17 protein-coding genes are annotated in these 14,632 nt (G+C 37.3%); 10 read left to right on the forward strand and 7 right to left on the reverse strand.

Annotated features, from left to right (window positions below):
* Nucleotides 1-56 precede the first annotated feature (56 nt).
* On the forward strand, nt 57-1,367 hold the full coding sequence (gene tyrS / locus Q0947_RS13290; RefSeq protein ID WP_299398578.1) for a tyrosine--tRNA ligase: 1,311 nt from the start codon (nt 57-59) through the stop codon (nt 1,365-1,367).
* A gap of 221 nt (nt 1,368-1,588) precedes the next feature.
* On the opposite strand, the gene Q0947_RS13295 is transcribed toward tyrS, so the two are convergent.
* Together Q0947_RS13295 and Q0947_RS13300 are read right to left on the reverse strand one after the other, a co-directional pair.
* Nucleotides 1,589-2,569, reverse strand: a complete 981-nt coding sequence (locus Q0947_RS13295) for an acyl transferase (protein ID WP_299398582.1) — start codon at nt 2,567-2,569, stop codon at nt 1,589-1,591.
* Nucleotides 2,570-2,693: 124 nt separating this feature from the next.
* A complete protein-coding gene (locus tag Q0947_RS13300) occupies nt 2,694-3,026 on the reverse strand; it encodes a T9SS type A sorting domain-containing protein (RefSeq protein ID WP_299398586.1) in 333 nt (110 codons plus the stop codon).
* Between the two features lie 187 nt (nt 3,027-3,213).
* On the opposite strand from Q0947_RS13300, the gene Q0947_RS13305 reads away from it, so the two are divergent.
* Together Q0947_RS13305 and Q0947_RS13310 are read left to right on the forward strand one after the other, a co-directional pair.
* Nucleotides 3,214-3,897 carry a response regulator transcription factor gene (locus tag Q0947_RS13305; RefSeq protein WP_299398591.1) on the forward strand — a complete coding sequence of 228 codons (684 nt, stop codon included), beginning with the start codon at nt 3,214-3,216 and terminating at the stop codon, nt 3,895-3,897.
* Entirely contained in the window at nt 3,897-4,940 is a 1,044-nt protein-coding gene (locus Q0947_RS13310) for an ATP-binding protein (RefSeq protein ID WP_299398595.1), read from the forward strand. The genes Q0947_RS13305 and Q0947_RS13310 overlap by 1 nt, the downstream gene beginning before the upstream one ends.
* On the opposite strand, the gene Q0947_RS13315 is transcribed toward Q0947_RS13310, so the two are convergent.
* On the reverse strand, nt 4,914-5,975 hold the full coding sequence (locus tag Q0947_RS13315; protein ID WP_299398599.1) for a glycosyltransferase: 1,062 nt from the start codon (nt 5,973-5,975) through the stop codon (nt 4,914-4,916). The genes Q0947_RS13310 and Q0947_RS13315 overlap by 27 nt on opposite strands.
* Before the next feature lie 236 nt (nt 5,976-6,211).
* On the opposite strand from Q0947_RS13315, the gene trmB reads away from it, so the two are divergent.
* From trmB to Q0947_RS13350, 7 genes are all read left to right on the forward strand, one after another.
* Entirely contained in the window at nt 6,212-6,886 is a 675-nt protein-coding gene (gene trmB, locus Q0947_RS13320) for a tRNA (guanosine(46)-N7)-methyltransferase TrmB (RefSeq protein ID WP_299398603.1), read from the forward strand.
* Between the two features lie 2 nt (nt 6,887-6,888).
* Nucleotides 6,889-7,518: a LysE family transporter gene (locus Q0947_RS13325; RefSeq protein WP_299398607.1), complete on the forward strand. Its 630-nt coding sequence runs from the start codon at nt 6,889-6,891 to the stop codon at nt 7,516-7,518.
* A complete protein-coding gene (locus Q0947_RS13330) occupies nt 7,515-7,859 on the forward strand; it encodes an MGMT family protein (protein ID WP_299398612.1) in 345 nt (114 codons plus the stop codon). Before Q0947_RS13325 ends, Q0947_RS13330 begins: the two co-directional genes overlap by 4 nt.
* Nucleotides 7,860-8,069: 210 nt before the next feature.
* Entirely contained in the window at nt 8,070-9,206 is a 1,137-nt protein-coding gene (locus Q0947_RS13335) for an Mrp/NBP35 family ATP-binding protein (RefSeq protein ID WP_299398616.1), read from the forward strand.
* 47 nt (nt 9,207-9,253) lie between these two features.
* Nucleotides 9,254-9,496 carry a NifU family protein gene (locus tag Q0947_RS13340; protein ID WP_299398619.1) on the forward strand — a complete coding sequence of 81 codons (243 nt, stop codon included), beginning with the start codon at nt 9,254-9,256 and terminating at the stop codon, nt 9,494-9,496.
* A 156-nt stretch (nt 9,497-9,652) separates the two neighbouring features.
* Nucleotides 9,653-10,714 (forward strand): NAD(P)/FAD-dependent oxidoreductase, encoded by a 1,062-nt coding sequence (locus tag Q0947_RS13345; protein WP_299398623.1) that lies wholly within the window; start codon nt 9,653-9,655, stop codon nt 10,712-10,714.
* Between the two features lie 2 nt (nt 10,715-10,716).
* Nucleotides 10,717-11,049, forward strand: coding sequence for a 2Fe-2S iron-sulfur cluster-binding protein (locus Q0947_RS13350; protein ID WP_299398627.1), 333 nt, complete (start codon nt 10,717-10,719; stop codon nt 11,047-11,049).
* Nucleotides 11,050-11,181: 132 nt separating this feature from the next.
* On the opposite strand, the gene Q0947_RS13355 is transcribed toward Q0947_RS13350, so the two are convergent.
* From Q0947_RS13355 to Q0947_RS13370, 4 genes are all read right to left on the reverse strand, one after another.
* A complete protein-coding gene (locus tag Q0947_RS13355; RefSeq protein WP_299398631.1) occupies nt 11,182-12,360 on the reverse strand; it encodes an acyl-CoA dehydrogenase family protein in 1,179 nt (392 codons plus the stop codon).
* A 66-nt stretch (nt 12,361-12,426) separates the two neighbouring features.
* The gene (locus Q0947_RS13360; RefSeq protein WP_299398633.1) at nt 12,427-13,158 is read right to left on the reverse strand and encodes a methyltransferase; all 732 of its coding nucleotides are present in this window, start codon (nt 13,156-13,158) and stop codon (nt 12,427-12,429) included.
* A 13-nt stretch (nt 13,159-13,171) separates the two neighbouring features.
* A complete protein-coding gene (gene rimM, locus Q0947_RS13365; RefSeq protein ID WP_299398636.1) occupies nt 13,172-13,699 on the reverse strand; it encodes a ribosome maturation factor RimM in 528 nt (175 codons plus the stop codon).
* A gap of 192 nt (nt 13,700-13,891) precedes the next feature.
* Nucleotides 13,892-14,425, reverse strand: coding sequence for a 30S ribosomal protein S16 (locus Q0947_RS13370; protein ID WP_299398641.1), 534 nt, complete (start codon nt 14,423-14,425; stop codon nt 13,892-13,894).
* Nucleotides 14,426-14,632: the final 207 nt, after the last annotated feature.

The following is a 14,632-nucleotide window of genomic DNA, read 5'->3' on the forward strand; positions in this document are numbered from 1 at the left end:
TAATTCTCTAGTGATGTTTATCTTTGCCGAATTAGAAAAAATTAATAAAAAAACTCATGACAAACGCATTTGTAGAAGATTTAAGATGGAGAGGGATGGTCCACGATATCATGCCTGGAACGGAAGAGCAACTCAATAATGGAATGACAAGTGCATATATAGGCTTTGATCCAACTTCTGATTCTTTACATATTGGGAGCTTGGTTCCTATTATTCTTTTGGTGCATTTGGAAAAAGCGGGCCATAAACCTTATGCATTGGTTGGTGGTGCAACGGGAATGATTGGTGATCCTTCTGGTAAAAGCGATGAGCGTAACTTGCTTGATGAGGTCGCATTGGCGAAAAATGTAGCGGGAATAAAGTCGGTTTTATCACGATTTTTAGATTTCAATTCCAGCGAAAAAAACGCACCAGTTTTAGTGAATAATTATGATTGGATGAAAAATTTCTCATTCATAGATTTCGCTAGAGATGTTGGTAAACGTATTACGGTCAACTATATGATGTCTAAGGATTCCGTTAAAAAACGTTTCTCAGGAGAAGAGGGAAGTGTGGGAATGTCCTTTACGGAATTTACATACCAACTGATTCAAGGATACGATTTTTACCATTTACACAAGCACCATAATGTTGCTTTGCAAATGGGAGGAAGTGACCAATGGGGAAATATCACGACCGGAACTGAGTTGGTTAGACGTATGAATGTTGGTGAAGAAGCAAAAGCTTACGCCATGACCTGTCCGTTAATTACAAAAGCAGATGGCTCTAAATTTGGTAAGAGTGAAGGTGGGAATATTTGGTTGGATGCTGATAAAACCTCAGTTTATAAATTCTACCAATTTTGGTTGAATACAAGCGATGAAGATGCTGAGAAATACATTAAGATTTTCACTTTTTTAGATAGAGAAACTATTGAGAGCTTAATTGCTGAACATAAAGAAGCGCCACATTTACGTATTTTACAAAAACGATTGGCTGAGGAAGTGACCACCTTTGTGCACTCAAAAGAAGATTTTGAAAATGCTGAAAGAGCTTCGAACATTTTATTTAGCAGCAGTTTTAAGCAAGATATTAAAACTTTGAATGAATCCATGTTCTTAGAAGTTTTTGAAGGTGTCCCTTCGGCGGAAATTTCAAAAGCGGAATTTGATGCAGGTGTGGATATGATTGCGGCATTGGCAGCCAAAACGAACTTCCTGAATTCTAATGGTGAAGCGCGTCGTGCATTAAAAGAAAATTCAATTTCCGTGAATAAAGAAAAGGTAGGCGAAGATTATATATTGTCTTCTGATGATTTAATTAATGATACCTATATCATTCTTAACAAAGGGAAGAAAAATACCTACATTATAAAAGTGACTGCTTAAGATCAAGTTCACAGAAGGGATTTTATCCTAAAAATCTCGGTTATATAAAAAACGCCTGATGAAGAAAACTTCAATCAGGCGTTTAAAAAACCAACTAATCAACTTAAAAACTTCTCTTTTTCTTATAGAATACTTTCTTTGGTTTCCTAACCAAGAGTCAGCCTTTTAACTATTGGGTCAGTCGGTTAACGTACTTTTTCATTACAGACTTTAACACAGAATTATAATACCATGAGGTTACAACCTCTGATGTCTGAGTTATCGAAACGTCCTATGATTTCGAAGCGATTATCAGGTAGTAATTTTCCTAAATCTTGAGTGGCGATAAATGCACAAGAATTGATATTTGCCAAATCAATTACATTAATACCGCCAGTTTTATTTTTTGGAAGAATGGTGAGTGCATCTTCAGGATCCCTTGTTATGATCTGCATCCATTTAGGGCACTCAAAAACACCATGGCCTTTAGAGTAAGCTTGACTGAGAAGTTCTGTCATTCCATATTCGCTATGGATTGCTTTTACACCAAAACCTTCTTGCAAAATGGCATGAAGTTCTTCCCTGACTAATTCTTTTCGTCTGCCTTTCATACCACCAGTTTCCATAATGATGGTGTTTTTTAGCTGAAATTGATGCGTTTCTACTAAATCTAAAAGCGCGAATGAGACGCTAATAAGCAACACCTTTTTGCCTTGAGCATCTAACGAGGTTACTATATCTTTTAGTTCGTCAAGATTATGAAGATAAAAACCGCTCTCCGGATGTTGAGAGTGTTTAATCAAATCTTCAACCATATAAATCAATGAAGAGCCTTCGCGCTCCAAATAGGAAGGCAACAAAGCTAAAACCACATACTCTTCAATAGCGCCATAAAAATGGGAGAACGCACGCCTAAAGCTTTCTTCATATATAGAAACATCTGTTACTTGATGTTTGCTTGTCAGCGCTCCTGTAGTTCCTGAACTGGTAAAAATTTGTTTAACCGGCTCAGTACTGCTTAAAACATCATGCGATTTAAAAAATTGAATCGGTAAAAACGGGATGTCCTCAATTCGTTTTACATCACTCGGATGAATGTATAGCAAGTCGCAGAATGAACGGTACACGGGATTGTTTTTAAACTGAAAATTGAAAACCTCCAAACTTGCCAATTCAAATTCGGCTTGTGTTTGAATATTAAAAATAGTGCTCATCCTAATCATACCGCAAAAATATAGAAAATAAAAAAAGCGCTATTCAATTAAGAGAGCACTTTTCGATTATTTTTATAATGTAGTTATGTTATCACTGATTTCTTTGAAAGAGCAAGCCGTTTGTGGAGTCAAACTATCGTACTACCAGTTTTCGAGTGGCCGTATTATTGCCTTCTTTTATTCTTAAAATATAAATGCCTGGTGTCAATTTTGAAATGTTTAATTCTTTTCCAAAAAGATAATTGGAGAGGATTTTTTTGCCCAAAACATCATAGATTTCTACTTGTTTCGTTTGATTTTTATTTGAGGTGATAGTGATTTTCCCATTACTTACAGGGTTTGGATATATTGCTAAATCCACAATATCATTTGAAGCGCCCATTTTTGAAGGTGTACTTTGGGCAACACTACTTAAGCCAAAGCCAAGGCCAATCATCAATAAAAGAAAATAAAAGTAGTTTTTCATCAAATAAAAGCTTTTAATAAAAGTAATAAATTATTACAAAACCCGTACCATAAATTTGTTAAACAATTATTTTTTGCCTAAAAATTAATCAATTGTTTCCTTTGGGTTAACATAACGTTACCAATGTTTAAGTTTTTTCAAGTATCTGTTAATAATATTATCTTTACCTTATAATTGAATAACACACATGAAAAATAAGGACATAAAAATACTGTTGGTTGACGATGAGCCAGATATTTTAGAAATAATAGGTTATAACCTTTCCGCGGAAGGTTATCAAATCATCACTGCAGAAAATGGTGTCCAAGCCGTTAAAAGGGCGAAAAAGGAACGGCCGCAGCTTATCATTTTGGATGTTATGATGCCTGAAATGGACGGTATTGAAGCATGCGAGCAAATTCGTAAAATTCCAGAATTAAGCAATACCATCATCACCTTTTTGACCGCGAGAAGTGAGGATTACTCACAAATGGCAGGATTTGATGTTGGTGCTGACGATTATATTACCAAACCTATTAAGCCGAAAGTGTTAACGAGTAAGGTAAAGGCGTTACTTAGGCGTATAAAGGAGGAGGAAACTTCAGAAGCGATTTTGAAAATCGGGAAATTGATTATCAACCGTGAGGAGTATAAAATCTCTAATAAAGGTGAAGAGATAATTCTGCCAAGAAAGGAATTCGAATTGCTATCTTTGTTAGCAACCAAGCCTAATAAAGTATTTAAACGCGAAGAGATCTTAGAAAAAGTATGGGGCAACGAGGTTGTTGTTGGTGGAAGAACCATTGATGTGCATATCCGAAAGTTGCGCGAAAAAATTGGCGATGACTGCTTTAAGACTGTAAAAGGTGTCGGCTACAAGTTTGTTGACTAATGAAAGAACCCGTAAAGAAGTCCTATAAATTTGCCACAAAAACAGCGCTCTATATAACCATAGTGGTAACCTTACTTATGGCTGTTGCGCTTTTGGTCTCGCAAGCGTTTAACCTGTGGATTTTATTGGGTTTTTCTGCATTAGTGTATATCACCTCATTCTTCATTATCCAATATCGTGTAGAACGTTTTATTTACCGACGGGTCAAGAAAATCTATGACGATTTGACTCTGTTGGAGTCTGCTTCATTACGTAAACAGCCCATCACTACAGATATGGCGACGCTTACGCAAGAAATTGATAAGTTCGCTAAAGATAAAAAGCTCGAAATTGAGACCCTTAAAGTTAGGGAAGAGTACCGTAAAGAATTTTTAGGAAATGTATCCCACGAGTTAAAAACACCATTATTTACTGTGCAAGGTTACATCCTGACGTTGTTGGATGGCGCCATGAATAATGAAAAACTGAGAGAAAAATATCTCGAGAGAGCTAATAAGGGCGTAGAACGATTGATATATATTGTTCAGGATTTGGACATGATTACCAAGTTGGAGGTAGGTGATTTAAGTTTGAATGTCGAAACCTTTGATATAGTTGAATTGGTAGCCAGCGTTTTTGAATTATTGGAAATGAAGTCTGCCAAGAAAAAAATCACGCTTACTTTTGATATGACCTATCCTAACCCTATCATGGTAAAAGCGGACAAAGAACGTATCCGTCAGGTGTTGACCAACCTTGTGGTTAATTCCATTAAGTACGGGAGGATAAAAGGGACTACTGAAATTAGTATCGAGAATTTAATCAAAAATAAAGTGATTGTCAGAGTTACTGATAATGGCGAAGGCATCTCAAAAGCTAATATTCCACGACTTTTTGAACGGTTTTATAGAGTCGATAAAAGTGGTTCGCGTAAAGAAGGCGGTTCAGGTTTAGGATTGGCCATTGTGAAGCACATTATTGAAGCGCACGATGAAAAAATCTATATTGAAAGTGAACTTAGTGTAGGGAGCGAATTCTCATTCACGCTCGAAAAGGCGAAATAAGGTCTTATAGTTTATCTCTTCGTCCATCAGTTCAAACCCATTAAAATCATGTATACTTTTTAGTTTCTCTAGACTAAACTCCTGCTGGTTACAACTCGGAGCCCAATTGTTTTCAGTCATTGTCTTGGCTAAATATTCTTGTTCAAATTGACCTGGAGTCGGAATGAAAAAAGCTTTTTTCCCCAACTTCGCTAAATCCATAAGCGTCGTGTATCCGGATCGTGCTATAATCAAATTACTAGTGTTAAGAGATTTTTCGAGCATTTCTGTGGTCATGAAATTATAAACCGTCATATTATTAGAAGTATGGCAGGATTGTTCAGTTCCCATGACACCTCTGACGAAAAGGACTTTACCGTTATAATCCTTGAATGTTGTGAGCAATTTTTTCTCCAAAATTTCCCGCTGAGGTTCAGGGCCAGATAAAAGAACCATAATTTCATACTCAGTAGGAGCGGCCGATTTTTGAAATCTGCTTAACGGACCGATATAGGTGATATTTAACTCTGCATTTTCGATATGTCCCATGGTTCCGCTCAAATTGGGCTCGCCCGCATAGTCAGGAACCCAACACACATCAAACTTTTTGATGATTCTTTGGTGAATTGCTGTACTCAACCTAGTCGTATTTCCACTCAGCACTTTTAATTGATGCGTTATAAAAACAGACGGAATATCCTTGTGAAACACTCCAAACCTATTATCGGAGATAATTCCGTCAATGGCATGCGTTTTTACAATACGTTCAATTGCGAGTTGTTCCAATCGGATAGTTTTAATAATCCTGGGAGTGTGCATCAAAAGTTTCAACTTTAAAAAGTCGCCATTTTTGGAATACCTGATATTATAAGAGGGCAATTCAACCGATTCCAATTCGGGGAACTCTTTCTTTAAAAGTGATAATGCAGCGCCATCGCTGGCAATAATCGGCGTGAAATTATGTGTGAGAAGTGCGTTAATTATGGGAATACATCGCGCTGCATGACCCAATCCCCAATTGAGAGGCGCAATTAATATCCTTTTTTTTATCTTCAATTTAGGCGCGAATCTGTATTTTACAAATCTGTAGGTTTGTTAATTTGACACGTTTTACAAAGGAACTATTACAACCTATCACCTAAATTGAAATACCCTTGAAAACTTCTCATAACATTCAAAGATAAGAATATAATGGCTTCCATATATTTCCTTAATTTTGCCAAATCTTAAAGGAATGTACGTTTGGACGTAATCAAACTTCAATTTTAAATAAGAAATCAAACAATAAGACAGTGGGAAGTAAAAATAAACTCAAAAGATTTAGAGAAAATGAGACGTTTTCGAACGTTTATCAGCCAACACGAGATGAACTAGTTGATGGTGAATTTCAATTAAAAGGGAAGTGGAATAAGGAAGTGTTCAAAAACGAACACCCTTTAGTCCTTGAATTAGGCTGTGGAAAAGGTGAGTACACTGTGGAATTAGCGAAGCGATATCCTAACAAAAACTTTATTGGTATTGATATTAAAGGCGCTCGTTTTTGGAGAGGTGCTAAAACGGCGATTGAAGACGGCATTCCTAACGCTGCTTTTTTAAGAACGCAAATAGAGCTTATTGATCATGCATTTGGTGAAAATGAAGTGGATGAAATTTGGATCACATTCCCAGATCCGCAGATAAAATACAAACGTACCAAACATCGTATGACCAATGCTACATTTTTGGCACGTTACAAATCCATCCTTAAACCGGAAGGTGTGGTCCACTTAAAAACGGACAGCGAATTCATGCACGGCTATACGTTGGGCTTATTGCACGGAGCGGGACATGAGGTGCTTTACGCAAACCATAATGTGTACAAGCAAGAAGGTAGCCCTGCTGAGGTTACTGAGATACAGACCTACTATGAAGGTCAGTATTTAGAAAAGAATAAAGCAATTACCTATATTAGATTTAAAATTAAATAACCTTGAATATTACGGTCATATTTTTTCTCGGGATGATTATCGCCCTTGTAGGTGTTATTCCACCCGGATTGTTGAATATGACAGCTGCAAAAATAAGTCTTAAAGAAGGCCACGTAAGAGGGATTATGTTCTCCATTGGCGTTTGTGTCATTGTGTTTTTGCAAACCTATATTGCCGCTATGTTTGCGCGGTATTTAACCAATCACCCAGATGTAGTTAAGGTGTTACAACGGGTTGCATTGGTTATATTTGTGCTGATTACGGTGTATTATCTGCTGATTGCGAAGGCAACTTCCAAGACCGAAATTGACCCACAATCTAAAAGTAAACACAGCCGGTTTTTCCACGGCGTATTTCTATCTGCCATCAATGTATTTCCTATTCCTTACCAAGCCTATATGACCATTACTTTGGCGTCGTTTGGTTGGTTGGAATTCAATAAAAGCATGATCATATCTTATGTTTCCGGAGCGGTATGTGGAACGTTTGTGATGTTGTACATGTATATTTTCTTTTTTGATAAAATCAAAAACAAGAATCTGACTTCGCAGAAAAACATGAATTACATTATAGGATCCATAACGGGCATCATCGCCGTTGTGACATTAGTCAATATTTTAAGGGAATTATGAAACCGGAAACGCTCAATTTTTTTGATAAAGTGTACGCGGTGGCAAAACTGATTCCTTATGGCCGGGTCACAAATTATGGTGCCATTGCCAATTATTTAGGAGCGGCAAGAAGTGCCAGAATGGTGGGTTATGCATTAAATGGTTCGGTAGTAAAAAATGTTCCTGCCCATCGGGTGGTCAATAGAAAGGGCTTGCTTACAGGAAAGCATCATTTTGAAGGCACCAATTTAATGCAACAGTTATTGGAAAGTGAAGGGATCATTGTTAAGGACAATCAAGTTCAGGATTTCGACAAAGTGTTTTGGGATCCAAGTGAGTCTCTTGAAGATTTTCAGCACTAAGTTCAGATGAAAATCACGGGAAGTTATCTATTTGTATTCCATAGAATTCCTCAATCTTACCATAGAAATCTTCGTGCTTCCGGCTTCCTTCTTCCATCTATATTAATTATATTTGCACTTTAGAATGATTCTTAATTAATTCATTGAATGAATATTAAATCGACTTCATAAAATCGTATTTGGTATTTAATTTTTAGCATCTCAAAACACATGAAATTACATAAACAAGATATCTATAAAGCGCTCGAAAGCATATCTGCTCCTGGTGAAGGACAAAATATGGTTGAAAGTGGTGCCGTGAAAAATGTGGTAACGTTTGCAGACGAAGTTATCGTTGATATTACCATAAACAATCCTAGTCTACAGGCTAAAAAGAAAACTGAAGTTGAAATCATGAAAGCCATTCATGATAAGGTGTATGAAAAGGCAAAAATTACGGTCAATGTAAAAGTTGAGGCGCCTGCAAAATCTTTGGCAAACAGCATTAAAGGGAAAGCGATTCCTGGAATTCAAAATATTGTCGCAGTAGCATCTGGTAAAGGTGGTGTTGGTAAATCTACAGTAACAGCAAACTTGGCGGTTACCTTAGCTCAAATGGGTTTTAAAGTAGGAATTCTTGATGCTGATATTTACGGACCTTCTGTGCCGATCATGTTTGATGTAGAACAAGAGCGTCCATTGGCGGTTAACATCGACGGAAAATCTAAAATGAAACCTGTAGAAAACTATGGCGTTAAGATTTTATCCATCGGATTTTTTACACAACCAAACCAAGCCGTAGTATGGCGTGGACCAATGGCGGCAAAAGCTCTAAATCAGATGATTTTCGATGCACATTGGGGCGAGTTAGATTTTATGCTTATCGATTTACCTCCAGGAACCGGAGATATTCATTTGAGCATTATGCAATCCTTACCTATAACGGGTGCCGTTATTGTGAGTACGCCACAAAACGTTGCTTTGGCTGATGCTAGAAAAGGTGTAGCGATGTTCCAACAGGAAAGCATTAACGTACCAGTGTTAGGAATCATTGAAAATATGGCCTATTTTACACCTGAAGAATTACCGGAAAACAAGTATTATATTTTCGGAAAAGAGGGTGCTAAAAACTTAGCTGAAGATTTAAAAGTACCATTTTTAGGGCAACTACCTTTAGTACAAAGCATTCGTGAGGCTGGTGATGTTGGGCGTCCTGCAGCAATGCAAACCGCAACACCATTACAAGCGGCTTTTGAGAAAATTACTCAAAATGTAGTGCAGGAAGTTGTGAGACGTAATGACGACTTACCGCCTACAGAAGCGATAAAAATAACTACAATGGCTGGTTGTTCAGCTGTAAAGAAATAAGCGAAAACACGTTATAATAGTTTCGTTAATACCTTAAAATGATAAAGATGACATCTGAAGAATTGAGATTAAATGTTGAAAAAGCACTTGATGAAATACGTCCATTTCTTCAAAGTGATGGAGGCGATATTGCGTTGTTATCCATTGAAGATGATAAATTAGTACGTGTGCAATTGGAAGGTGCTTGTGTAGGATGTTCCGTCAATCAAATGACGTTAAAGTCTGGTGTTGAAATGACCATCAAAAAATACGCACCGCAAATTGAACACGTCATTAATGTTGAAGCTTAATTTCTGTCATTAACAAAGAAAAATTAGAGTAGGATATGCAATTCCGCAGGGTTTTAAATATGATGAATATCATAAAATTTAAGCCCTATAAATTGGATTTTTGCGTATAAAAATGAAGTTGAATTAAATGAGTCACCCGTTTTTTTGGGTCTATATATGATTAAAACAGATATACTTATTATTGGTGCCGGACCAACAGGATTATTTGCTGTTTTTGAAGCCGGATTATTAAAATTAAAATGCCATCTGATTGACGCCTTACCACAAATAGGTGGTCAGTGTTCCGAAATTTATCCTAAAAAACCGATTTACGATATTCCTGGTTTTCCTGAAGTATTGGCGGGAGATTTGACGGATAATCTCATGGAACAATGTAAGCAGTTTGAACCTGGATTTACATTAGGAGAACGCGCAGAAACTATCGAAAAACAAGAGGACGGTAGCTTTATTGTTACCACCAATAAGGGTACAAAACATCAGGCGCCTGTGGTTGCAATTGCGGGTGGATTAGGAAGTTTTGAGCCTCGTAAACCTCTCATAGATAATATCGCTTATTTTGAAGATAAAGGCGTTGAATATTTTATCAAGGATCCTGAAATGTATCGCAATAAACGTGTGGTTATTTCTGGAGGTGGCGATTCTGCTTTAGACTGGAGTATTTACCTATCCAATATCGCTTCAAAAGTGACTTTAATCCATAGACGTAATGAGTTTAGAGGTGCATTAGATTCTGTGGACAAGGTTCAAGAATTGAAGAACCAAGGTAAAATAGATCTTATTACGCCTGCTGAGGTTATTAATGTTGTAGGAGATCATAAGGTGGACGCAGTGGTTGTTGCGCAGTCTAAAAACATCGAAAGAGAGTTTGAAGTGGAGTGTGATCATTTTATTCCATTATTCGGATTGTCTCCTAAACTGGGGCCTATTGCCAATTGGGGACTTGAAATTGAAAAGAACGCGATTGTGGTGAACAACGCTTTAGATTATCAAACGAATATTCCTGGGATTTTTGCCATTGGTGACGTAAACACCTATCCAGGGAAATTGAAATTGATTTTGTGTGGGTTCCATGAGGCAACTTTAATGTGTCAGGCAGCCTATCAGATTATCAATCCAGGTAAGAAATATGTCCTAAAATATACTACAGTTAGTGGTGTTAATGGCTTTGATGGGACTCGCAAAGAAGCACCAAAGCAAGTGGTTAAAGCAATCGATTAATAATGGAACAAGATATTACCATAAAAATTACCGATAGAGAAGGTGTGTTACATACTGTGTTAGCGCCAACTGATATGGCTATGAACCTTATGGAGGTGGTTAGGAGTTATGAATTGGCTCCTGAAGGCACAATTGGTGTGTGCGGCGGAATGGCCATGTGCGCATCTTGTCAATGTTATGTAGTGAGCGATACGGAACTTCCTGAAATGCAAGACGACGAAGAAGCAATGCTCTCTGAAGCGTTTTATGTGAAGGACAATTCGAGATTGGGGTGTCAGATTCAAATAACTCCTGAAATGGAAGGTTTGGAAGTGGAATTAGCGCCTGAATCATAAGAATTCATTGAGAATTTAAAACCTTTCTGTTTTCATATTTAAATAAAAAAAATGCTTCTCTGATGAGAAGCATTTTTAGTTTTATAAAAAGTGAGTTTAATTAAATCACTTGATTTCTGAATGAACTGTCTGTTATTTAAAAGCGTTCAGACCAGTGATATCCAAGCCTGTAATCAATAGGTGGATGTCGTGAGTACCTTCATAAGTGATCACGCTTTCCAGGTTCATAGAGTGGCGCATAATGCTATATTCGCCAGTAATTCCCATTCCGCCTAACATTTGACGTGCTTCACGGGCAATGTTGATGGCCATATCCACATTATTACGTTTCGCCATAGATATTTGTGCAGAAGTTGCTGTTCCGTTTTCTCTCATTACACCTAATCTCCATGCTAATAATTGTGCTTTGGTGATTTCAGTAATCATTTCAGCCAATTTCTTTTGTTGCAATTGGAACTGCCCAATTGGCTTTCCAAATTGCATACGTTCCTTACTGTATCTTAAAGCAGTATCATAGCAGTCCATTGCAGCGCCAATTGCTCCCCAAGCAATACCATAACGCGCAGAATCTAAGCAGCCAAGTGGTGCGCCTAAACCGGATTTGTTTGGTAATAAATTTTCTTTAGGAACTTTTACATTATCAAAAATAAGCTCTCCTGTTGCAGAAGCTCTTAATGACCATTTGTTGTGTGTTTCTGGGGTTGTAAAACCTTCCATACCACGTTCTACAATTAATCCGTGGATACGCCCAGTTTCATCTTTCGCCCAAACTACAGCTACTTGACAGAAAGGCGCATTAGAAATCCACATTTTTGCACCATTTAAAAGATAATGGTCGCCCATATCTTTAAAATTGGTGGTCATTCCTGCAGGGTTACTTCCATGGTCAGGCTCGGTAAGTCCAAAACTTCCCATCCATTCACCGCTTGCAAGTTTTGGTAAATATTTTTGACGTTGTGCTTCGTTACCGTATTTCCAAATAGGATACATCACTAATGACGACTGCACTGAAGCGGTGCTTCTAACGCCAGAATCGCCACGCTCAATTTCTTGCATGATCAATCCGTAAGAAATTTGGTCAAGTCCTGCACCACCATATTCAGCAGGAATATAAGGTCCGAAGGCGCCAATTTCAGCAAGTCCGTTTATGATTTGTTTTGGGAATTCTGCTTTTTGGGCATACTCCTCAATTATTGGTGATACTTCACGTTTTACCCATTCTCTTGCGGCATCACGTACTAAACGGTGTTCGTCATTTAGCAACTCATCAATATTGTAATAATCTGGTGCTTGGAACAAATCTGGCTTCATGCTTTTGAATTTAATTTTAGTCAAACACAAAAGTAACGAAATCGTTATCAGTTCACAATTTTAAAATTACATTTTGAGATAGAAGTCTTTGGTAAGTGCAATATAAGCGTCAGTGTATTGATGTCTAGCGGTTTCGATAATCAATTCCTGCGGTTCTAATTCAGTTTCAAGAAATGAAAATTCAATTAAACTGCGTTTTATTTCTGAATCCGGAGTGCCTTTAACTCTTAAAATCCGCTTAGGATAAAGATGCTCTTTGGAAGCTAAAACGATAAAATCTTTCTCTTCTGAAAATGGAATGATCACCGAAAACACGCCTTTTTTGCAAAGTAATTTCGAAACACTTTCAATCAATTCTCGGAAAGGCAAGGCGTCAGCAAATCGCGCCAAATCGCGCTGCTCATTCTCACTTTTATAATCGTCCGTATAGAACGGCGGATTGGAGATAATTAAATCGTAGGTGTCTTCCATGCCCGATTCTTCATCATAGAATTCTTCCACAAACTCATCTAACGCCGCATGGTAACAAAAGAGTCGGTCGGCCCACGGCGATTGCTCAAAATTTTCGACGCATTGTTCGTAAGCTGCATCATCTATTTCAATGGCATCAATAAGTTCGGCATTACTGCGCTGCGCCATCATCAGGGACAAGACTCCAGTGCCGCCGCCAATATCCAATATGGAGAAGGGGTTTGCATCTACAGACGTCCAAGCGCCCAACAATACTGAATCTGTACCAATTTTCATGGCACATCGATCTTGGTTTACAGCGAAATGTTTGAATTGAAAAGGTTTCATAAGCTGCGGCGAATTATTGTAGGTACAGATCAATCAAGCCTTCAGGCGTATCCACCACAATCACTTTGTTCTTTTTGTCTACATTCTTGATAAATGCATCATTTAGCGGGATTAAAATTTCGACGCCATCACGGTCAATTTCAAAAAGTGCCTGGGCAGTAGAATCGTTAACCGATTTTACAATCCCGACGGTTCCAAAGTTGACATCCTCTACGGTAAAACCAATAATCTCGTGAAAGTAAAACTTATTGCCATCTAGCTTAGGAAGGAATTCTAAAGGAAGATAAATATCACACTTTAAAAGTGCATCCGCATCTTGTTCTGTATCGACATCTTCAAATTTTACACGTAACAATTCAGATTTATGAAATTGAGAGGATTCGATAAAAAAGGGCACCAAATTATTGCGAAGTTCTATAAATACAGAATCCAAATCTTCATAAATCTCTGGTTCATCGGTGTCCAACTTTATCAATAATTCACCTTTAAAACTGTATTTTTTTACAATTTTACCAACGTAGAAGCAGTCTTTTTTTAACATGGAATTTTTTTTTATTGCCTTTTAGCTTTTGCAAAGATAACTTTTGGTGCAACTATTTAACAAGTAATCTTGAGGATTCCTTTGTAAGAAGTATTAAGTTGAGGGATTCTTTAAATTTGATGAGGATACTATTTAAAACAAAAAACTCCGATAGGTCATATCGGAGTTTTAAAAGTATAAAAAATAAATTCTTTATTCTTCTGTTTTTGTTTCAGCATCTTCAGCTGGAGCTTCTTCAGAAGTAGCTTCAACTTCAGTAGCTTCTGCCTCAGCAGCTAACTTTGCAGCCTCAGCTTCACGCTTAGCGTTTACTTCTTTTTCAGCTTCAAGAGCTTTTGCTTTAGCTTCTGCTTGCGCTTTAGATAAACCATCTTTCTTAGCGTCAATTTTGCTTGCTTTTTCATCCAACCAAGCTGCGAATTTCGCTTCTGCTTGCTCTTCAGTTAAAGCACCTTTTCTAACACCACCTGCAAGATGATTTTTCAACATGGCACCTTTGTAAGACAAAATTGCTCTTGCCGTATCAGTAGGTTGTGCACCATTTTGAAGCCATTTAACAGCATCATCAACGTTTAATTCGATAGTTGCTGGGTTTGTGGTTGGGTTGTAAGCTCCGATTTTCTCTAAGAATTTACCATCTCTTTTTGAACGTGCATCAGCTGCAACAATCCAGAAATAAGGTTTCCCTTTTTTACCACGTCTTTGTAATCTAATTTTAACTGCCATAAAAAATTAATTAGTGAGGTTCGCGACCTCTATTATTAATAAGTGGGCAAAGATACTATAAAATTTGTATTCGTGGATATTTTATTGTAAATAAAGTAGTCTTTTTATGATTTTCTTGATTGGCCTAAATGTGATTTATTTACATTTATAGGTGTCTTTAAATTAGTGTGTTATATGAATTTGTGGGCGATTTGATATTTCTTTTTT

The organism is uncultured Gelidibacter sp. (assembly GCF_947500795.1).
In the GTDB taxonomy this organism is placed as follows: Bacteria; Bacteroidota; Bacteroidia; order Flavobacteriales; family Flavobacteriaceae; genus Gelidibacter.

Bases quoted from the DNA above. Each gene is read 5' to 3' on its own strand.
- tyrS (WP_299398578.1), top strand. From the start codon at position 57: ATGACAAACGCATTTGTAGAAGATTTAAGATGGAGAGGGATGGTCCAC.
- Q0947_RS13295 (WP_299398582.1), bottom strand. From the start codon at position 2,569: ATGATTAGGATGAGCACTATTTTTAATATTCAAACACAAGCCGAATTT.
- Q0947_RS13350 (WP_299398627.1), top strand. From the start codon at position 10,717: ATGGAACAAGATATTACCATAAAAATTACCGATAGAGAAGGTGTGTTA.
- Q0947_RS13340 (WP_299398619.1), top strand. From the start codon at position 9,254: ATGACATCTGAAGAATTGAGATTAAATGTTGAAAAAGCACTTGATGAA.
- rimM (WP_299398636.1), bottom strand. From the start codon at position 13,699: ATGTTAAAAAAAGACTGCTTCTACGTTGGTAAAATTGTAAAAAAATAC.
- Q0947_RS13360 (WP_299398633.1), bottom strand. From the start codon at position 13,158: ATGAAACCTTTTCAATTCAAACATTTCGCTGTAAACCAAGATCGATGT.
- Q0947_RS13300 (WP_299398586.1), bottom strand. From the start codon at position 3,026: ATGAAAAACTACTTTTATTTTCTTTTATTGATGATTGGCCTTGGCTTT.
- Q0947_RS13335 (WP_299398616.1), top strand. From the start codon at position 8,070: ATGAAATTACATAAACAAGATATCTATAAAGCGCTCGAAAGCATATCT.
- Q0947_RS13345 (WP_299398623.1), top strand. From the start codon at position 9,653: ATGATTAAAACAGATATACTTATTATTGGTGCCGGACCAACAGGATTA.
- Q0947_RS13310 (WP_299398595.1), top strand. From the start codon at position 3,897: ATGAAAGAACCCGTAAAGAAGTCCTATAAATTTGCCACAAAAACAGCG.
- Q0947_RS13355 (WP_299398631.1), bottom strand. From the start codon at position 12,360: ATGAAGCCAGATTTGTTCCAAGCACCAGATTATTACAATATTGATGAG.
- Q0947_RS13330 (WP_299398612.1), top strand. From the start codon at position 7,515: ATGAAACCGGAAACGCTCAATTTTTTTGATAAAGTGTACGCGGTGGCA.
- Q0947_RS13305 (WP_299398591.1), top strand. From the start codon at position 3,214: ATGAAAAATAAGGACATAAAAATACTGTTGGTTGACGATGAGCCAGAT.
- Q0947_RS13370 (WP_299398641.1), bottom strand. From the start codon at position 14,425: ATGGCAGTTAAAATTAGATTACAAAGACGTGGTAAAAAAGGGAAACCT.